The sequence below is a fragment of the Sinorhizobium terangae genome (assembly GCF_029714365.1).
GTDB classification, from domain to species: Bacteria; Pseudomonadota; Alphaproteobacteria; order Rhizobiales; family Rhizobiaceae; genus Sinorhizobium; species Sinorhizobium terangae.
In genome coordinates this window covers 1,791,954-1,804,481 of the sequence record NZ_CP121660.1, presented here as the reverse complement: position 1 = coordinate 1,804,481, position 12,528 = coordinate 1,791,954, and the positions used below count along the sequence as shown (strand labels likewise).

Here is a 12,528-nt window from a genome sequence, read left to right as displayed (position 1 = left end):
GTTACCGCGTATTCGCGCGCCAATTGGCATATTTCGGACTCTCCGGTCCGATCGGAAGCGTTATCTCGCGACCTGTGTCGGCGGACTGATAGATCGCCGTCACCAGTTCCAATGCCTGCCGTGCATCCCTGGTGGTGACGGGGAGCGGTCCGTCGCCGCTGAGAAAGGCGTGGAAATGGGCCATTTGCGTGGTGAAACGCGGCGAGACGGGACGCCAGTCGCCGATCACTTCGTCGATCTCAGCCTGCACGATCTCGTTGGCAGCAATGATCTTCCAGGGATCCTTTCCGGGAGCATAGGGCTCGTGGCTGCTTTCGAGGGTGACATTCTCGAAGTGCAGGCGAAGACGGCTGATCTGCTCTAGCGAGCCGAGCGTGCAGGAGAGCGAAACGAAGGCGCCGTTCTCCATCAGCAGGCTTGCCGAGGCGCAGTCCTCGACCTCGATATCGTTGACACGCGTTGCGACGCGCCCGAACACTCGTGCGACGGGGCCGAGGAGGTGAAGCATCATGTCGTGCAGGTGCAGGGCGTGGGTCACAAGCACGCCGCCAAGCTCCGTCTCCCATTTCCCGCGCCAGGGAACGGAGTAATATTCCGGCGTGCGCAGCCAGAATGTTTCGACCGAGCCCACATAGGGTTTGCCGGCAATGCCGGCCTCGATGATGCGCTTCGCCTTCTCGATGCCGTCGCCGTAGCGATACTGGAAGATCGGCATCAGCACGCCCTTGGCCTCTTTCTCCGCCTCCATGATCCGGTCGACGCCCTTGAGCGAACCGGTGAGCGGCTTCTCGCAGATCACGTGTTTGCCGGACGCCAGTGCGTCGAGGACCTGTTCGAGGTGAATCCCGGGCGGGGTGCAGATATCGATGATATCGATGCTGTCGTCGGCAAGCAGTTCCTTGAACGAGGTCGTGCGCTTCTCGATGCCGAACTCGTTGCCGACTTCGTTCAGCCGTTCCACGTTGAGGTCGCAGAGCGCGGTCACCCGGAACTTGTCCGGATGCGGCAGATAGCCTTCGATGATGTGCGACCGCCCGATCCCGCAGCCGATGATGGCAACTGTCTTTACGCTCATATCAGTTCTTTTCCTGGTTACGTTCGGCGATCGCTTGCGCTGAAAGGGCAAGCTCCATGGCATTGAAGCAGCGTTGCTGCGGCATGGCGGTTTCGGTTCTGTCGCGGATGTCGGCGAGGAGCTGACGGCCGAAAGGAAGGTCGACGTCCGAGCAGTCGATGTGCTCGACGCCGCTGCGATCGGCAAGAAACAGGTGGTTGCCTCCTGCGCGCCCGGCGAGATCGACCGTCTTGCGCACCTCGATCGTGCCGGTCGTGCCCACGATGAAAAGTCGGCCGTCGCCCCAGGTCGGCATGCCGTCCGGGGTGAGCCAGTTGACATGGATCATTCCGGTGGCCCGGTCCGTCGAAAGATGGATGTTGCCCGTGTCCTGCAGTTCCGGGCTCTCGGGAACGCTCCGGTTGTCGACGCTCGCCGAGAGAATGGTGGCATGGGCGGCGCCGGCGAAGAAGAGGAACTGCTCGCACTGGTGCGAAGCGATGTCGGTCAAGATGCCGCCGTAATCCGAGCGGCGGAAGAACCAGCCGGGGCGGCTTTCCTTGCGCAGCCGATGCGGCCCGAGGCCGACCATGTGCACGACCTCGCCGATGGCACCGGCGGCGACCAGTTCGCCGGCTTTAACCGTCGCCGGGCTCTCGAAATGCTCGGAAAAGAGGATCGAGAAGATGCGCCCCGTTTCGGCCTGGACCCGGCGCACCCTGGCGAGCTGGTCGAGACTCGTCATCCCCGGCTTGTCAACGAGCACGTCCTTGCCGTGGCGCATGGCGCGGATCGCCACCTCCGCCCGCTCGGCAGAGACCGAAGCCGAGGTGACAAGGCCGATGCTCTCGTCCTCGAGGATCCGGTCGAGTGTCGCGATACGCGGCACATCCTTGTACGTGGCCAAGAACTCCGCGGCCAATGCGTCGTCCGGTTCGTGGAAGCCGACGAGGCGGGCGCCGGCTCTCAAAAGGCAATTGACCTGGCCGTAGATGTGGTTGTGGTTGAGCCCGACCGCGGCAAAACGCAATTCGTCCATTGGTAAACTCCAGCTTTCTTGATCAGCGCTTCATGCCAGTGGTGGCGATGCCTTCGATCAGAAGGCGCTGGAAGAACAGGAAGAAGAAGAACACCGGCACGAGCGACAGCGTCGACATGGCGAAGAGTCCGCCCCAGTCGGAGGTGCTGCTTGAGTCGACGAAGGTCCTGAGGCCCAGCTGGATAGTGTAGGTGTTCATGTCGTTGAGGTAGATCAGCGGTCCGAAGAAATCGTCCCAGGTCCAGATGAAGGAGAAGATCGCGGCGGTTGCCAGCACCGGCAGGGAGAGCGGCAGCATGATCTTCCAGTAGATGCGCCAGGGGCCGCAGCCGTCCATCATTGCCGCCTCGTCGAGTTCGCGCGGGATGCCGCGGAAGAACTGGACCATCAGGAAGATGAAGAAGGCGTCGCTCGCCAGGAATTTCGGCACCACGAGCGGCAGGAAGGTATTCACCCAGCCGAGATTGAGGAAGAGCACATATTGGGGGATGAGCGTCACGTGATAGGGGATCATCAGCGTCCCCAGCATGATCGCGAACCAGAAATTGCGCCCGGCGAAGCGAAGCCGCGCGAAGGCGTAGGCCGCGAGCGAACAGGCGACGACATTGCCGATCACCGTCAGCACGGACACGACGAGTGAGTTCCAGAAGAAGCGGCCGAAGCTGACGTCGAGGCCGAACCAGCCGCGCAAATAGGAAGCGAAATCGATCGACGACGGCCAGAGCGAGGTCGAGGCGAAGATCTCGTCCTCCGGCCTTACCGATGCGGAAATCATCCACAAGAGCGGATAGAGCATCGCGATCGACGCGGCGACCAGGCCGCCGTGGACGAGAACCGATCCCAAGGGGCCGCGGCGGCCGAGCGGTACCGATGGTGGGGCGGTTACGGAGCTCATGGTCGCATCAGTCATCGTAGTGCACCCAGTAGCGAGAGGTGAGGAACGAAAAGGCAGTGAAGAGCGCGATGATCAGCACCAGGATCCAGGCGAGCGCCGAGGCATAGCCCATGCGGAAATTGCCGAAGGCTTCCTGATAGAGATAGAGCGTATAGAAGAGCGTCGAGTTGATCGGTCCGCCGGTGCCGCCGGAAATGATGAAGGCCGGGGTGAAGGCCTTGAAGGCATCGATCGTCTGCACCACCGCATTAAAGAAGATGACCGGGGTCAAAAGCGGCAGCGTGATCTTGTAGAACTGCCGGAACTTCGATGCGCCGTCGAGGCTCGCAGCCTCATACATGTCGGTCGGAATCTGGCGAAGGCCGGCAAGGAAGATGATCATCGGCGAGCCGAACTGCCAGACGCTCAGCACGACGAGGGTCCAGATCGAATAATTCGGATGCGAGATCCAGCTCGGGCCCTCAATGCCGAACTGGCCAAGCAGGCTGTTGATGAGGCCGTCGCCGGCAAAGAGCTGGCGCCAGAGCACGGCGATCGCGACGCTGCCTCCGAGCAGCGACGGCAAATAGAAGATCGCGCGATAGACGGTCAGTCCCCGGACGCCGCGATTGAGAAGGATGGCGACGAGCAGCGCGAAGGCGAGCTTGAAGGGAACCGAAAGCACGACATAGAGGAAAGTCACATGGATCGCGGCAGCGAATTTCGGATCGGCGGTCGCGATGCGCACGTAGTTGGCGGTCCCGACCCATTCCGGCGCGCGGATAAGGTCGAAACTGGTGAAGGAGAGATAGAGCGAGGCGACCGCAGGCCCGAGCGTCAGGCCGAAGAAGCCGATGAGCCACGGCAACAGGAACATGTAGCCGGCTCCGTGCTTCGCCCAGATGGAGGCCCATCGGCCCTGTGCGGCGGGGCGCCCGTTGGCGCCCGCACCGACGACGACAGCGCTATCCTGCACGGCCGCCATCCCCTTAGCCTCGCGACAGGATCTGTGTGACCTCGTCTACCAGCGTCTCGCCGCCCTGTTTGGCGTCGAGCTGGCCGAAGGCTACCTGCTCGGCGACCCTGCGCAGGGCCAGCTCCGCCTCGCCGGCGCCGGACGGCGGCGGTGGCGGCAGATCGCCGGCGAGCGCGCCGAGCCCGGAGACATATTCGAGCGCTGCCCGCCCGAGGTCATCGAGCGATGGTGCGAGCGCGTCGCGCACGGACGCCGATTCCGGCACACCCCGTTCGACGCCGAGGACCTTGGCCGCGTCCGGATCCTTGACGAAGAAGTTGACATATTTCGCGCCGAGTTCCGGATCGCTGCTCTTGGCCGACACCGAGAAGAACATCGATGGCTTGCGGTAATGGCCGCCCTTGGCATCCTTGCCGATCAGCGCATGGCTCCTCAGCACGATCTTGTCTTTGTTGATCGCCTGATAGCCGACGAGCTGGTTGGAATGGGCATAGGACGTCGCCGCCTTTCCGAGCGACAAAGGACTCGTCTCGATATTGAACTGGTCGAGCGCCTGTATATCCGCCGGCACGCAGGCCTTGTCGTCGCGCATCTTCTGCCACATGGCAAACCATTCGGCCCCGTCATTCGCGTCATAGGCGATCTTGCCGTCCGCGGTGAAGAGGGCCTTGCCGCGCTGGCGCAGCCAGTTTTCGAGGAGCGGCTCCACGCCGCTGCCGTCCGAAAGGCCGTAATAGCCCTTGCGCTTGCCGGCCTTGGTGATCTCGATACCCATGCGAGCGAGCTCGTCCCAGGTGGTGGCTGGCGTCGGCAGGTCGACGCCGGCTTCCTCGAAGGCGACCGTGTTGACCATCATCGCCGTCGAATTGGCGCCGAGACTGATGCCGTAGAGCTTGCCGTCGACGCTGCCGCCCTTGATCTGCACCTGGTCGAAATCCTCGACCTTGAGCACCGAGCCGAGATAGCTGTCGAGCGGCGCAAGCGCGCCGCGTCGGGCATATTCGACGATGTAGCGGTAATCCATCTGGATGACGTCGGGCGCGTTGCCCCCTGCGACCTGGGTCGCAAGGCGCGGCCAGTAGTCGCTCCAGCCGAGGAATTCGCCGTTGATGGAAACCCCCGGATTGGCTGCCTTGAAAAGCTCGCTGACCTTGTTGGTGCGGTCGGCTCGGGTCTGCGATCCCCACCATAGCAAGCGCAGCCGCGCCTCCTCGGAAAAGGCGCGCGGCGCGAAGGCCGCATATGAAAGAAGTGCTGCTCCTCCTGCAAGCACACTGCGTCTGCTGATGCGATGCGTCATTTGTTCCTCCTCCCTCGGGAGCGCCTCCACAACGCTCCGTGTCATCGTCGTCTTGTTGAGTCCTCTTGCATTAAATAACTAATTGGTTACAAACTAGGGGCAAGCAAAGATCGTGTCAAGCAGTTGTGTGAAATGCTGTCATTGTCTTGTAAATTATCTTTACGATTTCGCATCGAATGCCGCCGAAGGCAAGAGGTGCCGGAGGTGATGTGATGGAGAAGGGGCAGGCGGGCGCGAGAGGAAGGAATGGAAGCGGCGAGCGTGCCGAGCGCTCCGCGCAGCGCGATCCCGAGCGGACACGTGCCTCCATCCTCGCGGCCGCCACCAAGGAGTTCGCGGAGAACGGCATGGGCGGCGCGCGCGTCGATGCCATCGCCGAACGCGCCGGCATCAACAAGCGCATGCTCTATCATTATTTCGGCGACAAGGAGCAGCTCTATCTCGCGGTCCTGGAAGAGGCCTATATCGGCATAAGAACGGCGGAAAAATCGATCAATCTCAGTTACTTGGAGCCGGAGCAGGGCATCGCAGAGCTGGCGATGTTCACATGGAGATACTTCCTTGAGCATCCGGAGTTCCTGAGCTTGCTTGGCACCGAGAACCTTCATCGCGCCCGCTGGCTGCGTCAATCGACCCGGCTCAAGGAGCTGCATTCGCAACTCATGGGCAAGCTTTCCGACCTGCTCGAGCGAGGCAGGGCAAAGGGCCTCTTCCGGGAGGATGTCGACCCGTTGCACCTCTATCTGACGATGGCCGCACTCGGCTATTTCTACCTCTCGAACCAGTACACGCTCTCAACGATCTTCGGCCGTGATCTCGCGGAAAGAGACAATCTCGAGGGCTGGGAGCGCCACATCGTTCATGTGACTTTGGCTTCGATCAGGCGCTGAATCTTCGACATGTCGTTTTTTTTGTTGACAGGTACGCTTTTTGTCTGCCACAAAGTAACTGTTTAGTTACTGGCTTGGGAGGGCTGGTCCGCTCCCACGAGGCCCGGCAGGGAGGAGACCGCATGCCACGTTTGGGGATCATATTGCACGGCGTCACGGGCCGGATGGGCTACAACCAGCACCTGGTGCGCTCGATACTGGCCATTCGCGATCAGGGCGGGATCACGCTCAGGTCCGGCGAACGGCTGGAGATCGACCCGATCATCGTCGGCCGCAACCGCGATAAGATGGAGCAACTGGCGAAACGTCATAACATCGCTCGCTGGTCGACCGATCTCGATGCCGCGCTTGCCGATCCGAACGACCAGATCTTTTTCGATGCCGGTACGACGCTGATGCGCGCCGAGCTCATAGGCAGGGCGCTCGACGCCGGCAAGCATGTCTATTGTGAGAAGCCGATTTCCGACGATCTCAGGACGGCAGTGAAGCTGGCGCGAAAGGCGCGCGCTTCCGGCCTCAAGCACGGTGTCGTCCAGGACAAGCTGTTCCTGCCCGGGCTTCGCAAGCTGGCTCTCCTTAGGGACTCCGGCTTCTTCGGAAAGATCCTCTCGGTGCGTGGCGAATTCGGTTACTGGGTCTTTGAAGGCGATTGGGGTGTGCCTGCCCAGCGTCCCTCATGGAATTACCGCAAGGGCGACGGCGGCGGCATCATTCTCGATATGCTCTGCCACTGGCGCTACGTGCTGGACAACCTCTTCGGCGAAGTGCGCGCCGTCTCCTGCCTCGGCGCCACCCACATTCCAAGCCGCGTCGACGAGCAGGGTCGGGCCTATGACTGCGATACGGACGATGCGGCCTATGCGACCTTCGAGCTCGACGGCGGCATCATTGCGCAGATCAATTCCTCCTGGACCGTGCGGGTGCGCCGCGACGATCTCGTGACCTTCCAGGTCGACGGCACGCACGGCTCGGCCGTTGCCGGGCTGACGAAATGCTGGACCCAACACCGCGTCAACACACCAAAGCCGGTCTGGAACCCGGATCAGCCGCAGACCATCGATTTCTACAAGACCTGGGACGAGGTGCCGGACACGCAGGTCTTCGACAACGGCTTCAAGGCGCAGTGGGAAATGTTCCTGCGCCATGTTGCCGACGACAGCCCCTGGCCCTACGGACTGGAGGCCGGCGCCAAGGGCGTGCAGCTTGCCGAGCTGGGGCTGAAATCCTGGGCCGAGCGCCGCTGGCTCGATGTCCCGGCATTGGAGTTCTGAGCCATGGTCAGCATCGATCTCCCCCGGGAAGGCCGGCTCGCCCGTTACGAACTGACGGGCCGGCCGGTCCCGCTCAAGCAGCGCGAGGCGGCAGCGTTTTCCAGAGTTGCCTTTGCGGCGGCGCACGTCGTCGCCGACCCGCTCGCGGACAATGATCCGTGGCTGACGCCGGCGATCGATTGGGAGCGCACGCTCGCCTTCCGCCACCGGCTCTGGGATCTGGGCCTTGGCGTCGCCGAAGCGATGGACACGGCGCAGCGCGGCATGGGCCTCGGTTGGCCGGAAGCGCGCGAGCTCATCCGCCGTGCGCTTGCCGAGGCGCGCGGGCGCTCCGGCGCGCTGATCGCCTGCGGTGCCGGCACAGATCACCTGGCGCCAGGCCCCGATGTCTCGATCGACGATATTCTCAAGGCCTATGAGAGCCAGATCGAAGCGATCGAAGCGGAAGGTGGGCGGATCATCCTGATGGCGAGCCGGGCGCTCGCGGCAGCGGCGAAAGGGCCGGAAGACTATATCCGCGTCTACGATCGCATCCTTTCGCAGGTGAAGGACCCGGTGATCATCCATTGGCTCGGCGAGATGTTCGACCCGGCACTCGAAGGCTATTGGGGCAACGGCGACCACATGGAGGCGATGAAGACCTCACTTGCGGTCATCGAGGCGCATGCCGAGAAGGTCGACGGGATCAAGATATCGCTCCTCTCTAAGGAAAAAGAAATCGCAATGCGGCGCCGGATTCCGAAAGGCGTGCGCATGTATACCGGCGACGACTTCAACTATGCCGAACTCATCGCCGGCGATGAAAGAGGATACTCCGACGCGCTGCTCGGCATCTTCGATGCGATCGCGCCGGTGGCGTCGGCGGCCCTTGAGGCGCTCGGCGAGGGGCGGAACGGGGAGTTCTTTGAGCTGCTCGAGCCGACTGTGCCGCTGTCGCGCCATATCTTCAAGGCACCGACGCGCTTCTACAAGACCGGCGTCGTCTTTCTCGCCTATCTGAACGGCCTGCAGGATCATTTCGTGATGATCGGCGGACAACAGAGCGCGCGCTCGCTTGCCCATATCGCCGAACTCTTCCGTCTGGCGGACAGGGCCGGCGCCCTTGCCGATCCGGAACTGGCGGTCTCGCGCATGCGGCGTGCTCTTGCCGTCCACGGCATCGACTGAGGCCGCCATGACCGAGGCTCCCATCGTCAGGCTCATAGAGGCGGACATCTTCGAGCGGCAAGTTGGCTTCCGCTTTCCCTTCCGGTTCGGGGCGGCGCGCGTCGAGAGCGCGCCGCAGGCCTTCGTCCGGGTGAAGATCGCGGACGAAGGCGGCCAGGAGGCGACCGGCTGGTCGGCCGAGATGATGATGCCGAAATGGTTCGACAAGAATCCCGCCCTTTCGCCGGATGACAACATTGCGCAACTTCGCGCGTCGCTGCATCTGGCGATCGAAGGCTTGCGGGCGACGGGGGCGGCGACGCCCTTCGGGCTGCATGCCCGCGCTGAGGCCGATCATCACCGGGCGGCTGCGGGCCGAGGCCTCCCGCCGCTCGTGGCGTCTTACGGGCTGGCGCTCATCGATCGTGCCATCATCGATGCGCTGTGCCGAATGAAAGGCGTGAGCGCCGCCGACGCCGTCCGGCACGGTCTGCTCGGCATCGCCGATGCCACCGCACCGGATCTTGCGGGCTTCGATTTCGCTGGCTTTTTCGCGAGGCTGGAGCCTTCGCCGCGGCTTGCCGTACGCCATACGATCGGGCTCGCCGATGCGCTGACGGCCGCCGAGCTCGCGCCGGACCAGCGGCTCGAGGACGGCCTGCCGCAGACGCTTGAAGAGGTGATTGCCGCCTACGGTCACCGTTATTTCAAGATCAAGGTTTCCGGACGCCCCACCGAAGACCTCGAGCGCCTGATAGCCATCGCCGCAGTGCTCGATGGCATGACTGACGGCTATCGCGCGACGCTCGATGGCAACGAACAGTTCGAAAGCGCCGATGCGGCGGCCGACCTTCTCGATCGCCTGCAGAAGGAGCCGCGCCTCGCGCGGCTGCGCCGGTCCATTCTCTTCTTCGAACAGCCGATCGCGCGTGCTGAGGCGCTGTCGAAATCGGTCGCGAGTCTCGCGCAGCGCATGGCGCTCGAAATCGACGAGTCCGACGGCGATGTCGGCGCCTTTCCGCGCGCCCGCGAACTCGGCTATGCCGGCATCTCCTCGAAATCCTGCAAGGGTTTCTACCGGGCTCTGATCAACCGCGCGCGCGTCGAGAAATGGAACCGCGAGACGGGTGCTTCCCACTATTTCATGTCCGCCGAGGACCTGACGACACAATCGGGCCTGGCGCTCCAGCAGGACCTCGTTCTGGCGGCGCTTGTCGGCGCCGGCCATGTCGAACGCAACGGCCACCACTATGTTGACGGCATGGCGCAGGCCCCGGCGGGCGAGCAGGCGTCCTATCTGGCCGCGCATGGCGATCTTTACGACGGGGCATCCGGGCGGGCGCGGCTCGCCATCAAGGGGGGCGAGCTCACTTTTGAAACTGCCTTGAGAGCGATCGGCCTTGGCTCATCAGTCGAGCCGGACTGGACGTCGATGACGGCGAGCTAGTGCATCTCGCCCAATGCACAAAACGAATGTGGGAGGAGGACAACATGCAGGTCGAGGGGCTTTCCATCAATCTCGCGACGATCCGCGAGCAATGCGGCTTTGCGGAGGCCGTGGACCTCTGCCTGAAACACGGCATCACGGCGATCGCTCCCTGGCGGGATCAGGTGGCGGCGGTCGGGCTCGATGAGGCGGTCCGCATCGTCAAGTCCAACGGGCTGAAGCTCACCGGCCTCTGCCGTGGCGGTTTCTTCCCGGCGGCAGACGCAGCGGGCCGCGAGAAGGCCATCGACGACAACAGGCGCGCGATCGACGAGGCGGCGGCGCTCGGTGCCGATTGCCTGGTTCTGGTCGTCGGCGGTCTGCCGGGAGGCTCGAAGAATATCGATGCCGCCCGCCGGATGGTCGAGGACGGCATTGCCACGGTGCTGCGGCATGCGCGCGCTGCCAGCGTGCCGCTTGCGATCGAGCCCCTGCATCCGATGTATGCCGCCGACCGGGCCTGCGTGAACACGCTCGGCCAGGCGCTCGACATGTGCGAGGCGCTCGGCCCCGGCGTCGGCGTCGCGATCGACGTCTATCATGTCTGGTGGGACCCTGATCTCGCCAACCAGATCGCGCGGGCGGGTGAAATGAAGGCGATCCTCGCCCATCACATCTGCGATTGGCTGGTCCCGACCAAGGACATGCTGACGGATCGCGGCATGATGGGCGATGGCGTCATCGATTTGAAGGGAATCCGGCGCCGGATCGAGGCAGCGGGCTTCTATGGGGCGCAGGAGGTCGAAATCTTCTCGGCCGAGAACTGGTGGAAGCGGCCGGCCGAGGAGGTGATCGCAATTTGCGTGGAGCGCTATCGAAGCTGCTGTTGAGATGGGTTGCTCGATCATGGTTCTTACAAGTGGTTGACAAGAGCGGGTGGGAAATACCTTGACGCTCGCGGATTTCAGCCACTAGCATGTATGGTGAGTTTACATGTTGTAATAGTCATTGCCGCCGGTCGCGCGGCTTCACTCCAGACAGGATTGCGTGAGGAAGATGGATAACAAACGTCGTTTTGCGCTGGTCGGAACCGGCAACCGCGGCACCACGATGTGGGGCAAGGATCTGCTCGCCGGTTGGCGCGGCCAGGTGGATCTCATCGCCATAGCCGACACGAATGCGCTCAGAGCCGAACGCGCCCGCACGATGATTGCCACCAATGCGCCCATCTACGGCAATGTCGACATGATGCTTGCCGAAGCGCGGCCCGATCTCGTGATCGTCTGCACACCGGATAGCACCCATGACGATATCGTCGTCCGCGCGCTTGAGGCCGGCGCCGATGTCATCACCGAAAAGCCGATGTCAACCACCGTCGAAAAGATCCGCCGCATTCTGGACGCCGAGAAGCGCACCGGTCGGCGGGTGGACGTCTCCTTCAACTACCGCTTTGCGCCGACTGCGGCGCGCATCAAGGAACTGTTGAATTCGGGCGAAATCGGCCGGGTGACTTCCGTCGACTTTCATTGGTACCTCGATACCAGACACGGCGCCGACTATTTTCGCCGCTGGCACGCTTATACGGAAAAGTCCGGCAGCCTATTCGTGCACAAGGCGACCCATCATTTCGATCTGTTGAACTGGTATCTCGACAGTGATCCGGATGCCGTCACGGCCTTCGCCGACCTGCAGATGTACGGGCGCAAGGGTCCCTTCCGCGCGCCGCGCTGCAAGCTCTGTCCCCATAAGAATGAATGCGACTTCTACCTGGATCTGGAAGCCGATCCGTTCCTCGACGCGCTCTACGAGGACCCCTCCGAGATCGACGGCTATTTCCGCGACGGCTGCGTCTTCCGCGAGGACATCGATATTCCCGACACGATGGTCGCGAACATACGCTACCGCAACAATGTCCACGTCTCCTATTCGCTGAACACCTTCCAGCCGATCGAGGGGCACCACGTCGCCTTCAATGGAACGAAGGGCAGAATCGAACTTCGACAGCACGAGGACCAGCCATGGGAGATGCCGGAGGAAGACGTCATTCTGCTTGTCCGCAATTTCCCGAAAGGGCGCCCGGGAGTCGAGCGCATCGCCGTGCCCCATTCTTCCGGTGGCCACTACGGTGGCGACGACCGCCTGCGGAACATGCTTTTCAAGCCGGGCGCGACGGACCCGTTGGGGCAGCGGGCAGGCGCGCGCGCCGGGGCGATGTCGGTCCTCTGCGGCATCGCGGCACTCCAGAGCTCGCGCACGGGCAAGCTGGTCCGGCTTGCCGATCTGATGCCCGAGCTTTTCGAGGACGAGATCGGCTCCGTTCCCCGGTCGGCGGCGCAAATCTCCGCCTCTGCCGGTCGGCGGTGAGTGGTCGGCCCCTCATAGCCGCAAGGCTAGTCTGAATTCCCGCCCTCCACGCGCCGGAGGGCTTACCATGACCGCCCGCATCCATGCATTTGACGCATGGGTGCGCTGACATATGAGCGCTGCAATCCCCCGAAGTTCGGCACTATATGTTGCGCATCGAAGCAACGAGGCGCCACGGACTGGCAGCC

Annotated in this window: 11 protein-coding genes; 6 read left to right on the top strand and 5 right to left on the bottom strand. The window is 63.0% G+C overall.

Translation table 11 applies throughout. The features are described from left to right. Window position 1: 1 nt before the first annotated feature. From QA637_RS27075 to QA637_RS27055, 5 genes are read right to left on the bottom strand one after another with little or no spacing between them, the layout of a single operon-like run. Complete coding sequence (locus QA637_RS27075) at window positions 2-1,075, bottom strand: Gfo/Idh/MocA family protein (protein WP_283065839.1); 1,074 nt, start codon at window positions 1,073-1,075, stop codon at window positions 2-4. 1 nt (window position 1,076) lies between these two features. Further along, window positions 1,077-2,093: a Gfo/Idh/MocA family protein gene (locus QA637_RS27070; RefSeq protein WP_283065837.1), complete on the bottom strand. Its 1,017-nt coding sequence runs from the start codon at window positions 2,091-2,093 to the stop codon at window positions 1,077-1,079. 22 nt (window positions 2,094-2,115) lie between these two features. Continuing rightward, on the bottom strand, window positions 2,116-3,003 hold the full coding sequence (locus QA637_RS27065) for a carbohydrate ABC transporter permease (protein ID WP_153440269.1): 888 nt from the start codon (window positions 3,001-3,003) through the stop codon (window positions 2,116-2,118). Next, entirely contained in the window at window positions 2,996-3,952 is a 957-nt protein-coding gene (locus QA637_RS27060; RefSeq protein ID WP_283065834.1) for a carbohydrate ABC transporter permease, read from the bottom strand. The genes QA637_RS27065 and QA637_RS27060 overlap by 8 nt, the downstream gene beginning before the upstream one ends. A 4-nt stretch (window positions 3,953-3,956) precedes the next feature. Next, window positions 3,957-5,243 carry an ABC transporter substrate-binding protein gene (locus QA637_RS27055; RefSeq protein WP_283065832.1) on the bottom strand — a complete coding sequence of 429 codons (1,287 nt, stop codon included), beginning with the start codon at window positions 5,241-5,243 and terminating at the stop codon, window positions 3,957-3,959. Between the two features lie 212 nt (window positions 5,244-5,455). Here QA637_RS27055 and QA637_RS27050 point away from each other — a divergent pair, with 212 nt between their 5' ends. The 6 genes from QA637_RS27050 (at window position 5,456) to QA637_RS27025 (ending at window position 12,340) form a co-directional block, all read left to right on the top strand. Further along, window positions 5,456-6,133 (top strand): TetR/AcrR family transcriptional regulator, encoded by a 678-nt coding sequence (locus QA637_RS27050; RefSeq protein ID WP_283065830.1) that lies wholly within the window; start codon window positions 5,456-5,458, stop codon window positions 6,131-6,133. Between the two features lie 122 nt (window positions 6,134-6,255). After that, window positions 6,256-7,404, top strand: a complete 1,149-nt coding sequence (locus QA637_RS27045; protein WP_283065828.1) for a Gfo/Idh/MocA family protein — start codon at window positions 6,256-6,258, stop codon at window positions 7,402-7,404. A gap of 3 nt (window positions 7,405-7,407) precedes the next feature. Beyond that, on the top strand, window positions 7,408-8,571 hold the full coding sequence (locus QA637_RS27040) for a dihydrodipicolinate synthase family protein (RefSeq protein WP_283065826.1): 1,164 nt from the start codon (window positions 7,408-7,410) through the stop codon (window positions 8,569-8,571). Between the two features lie 7 nt (window positions 8,572-8,578). Then, window positions 8,579-9,997, top strand: a complete 1,419-nt coding sequence (locus QA637_RS27035; protein ID WP_283065824.1) for an enolase C-terminal domain-like protein — start codon at window positions 8,579-8,581, stop codon at window positions 9,995-9,997. Window positions 9,998-10,041: 44 nt separating this feature from the next. Next, a complete protein-coding gene (locus QA637_RS27030) occupies window positions 10,042-10,866 on the top strand; it encodes a sugar phosphate isomerase/epimerase family protein (protein ID WP_283065822.1) in 825 nt (274 codons plus the stop codon). Window positions 10,867-11,032: 166 nt separating this feature from the next. Then, window positions 11,033-12,340 carry a Gfo/Idh/MocA family protein gene (locus QA637_RS27025; RefSeq protein WP_283065820.1) on the top strand — a complete coding sequence of 436 codons (1,308 nt, stop codon included), beginning with the start codon at window positions 11,033-11,035 and terminating at the stop codon, window positions 12,338-12,340. The last annotated feature ends 188 nt before the right edge of the window (window positions 12,341-12,528 follow it).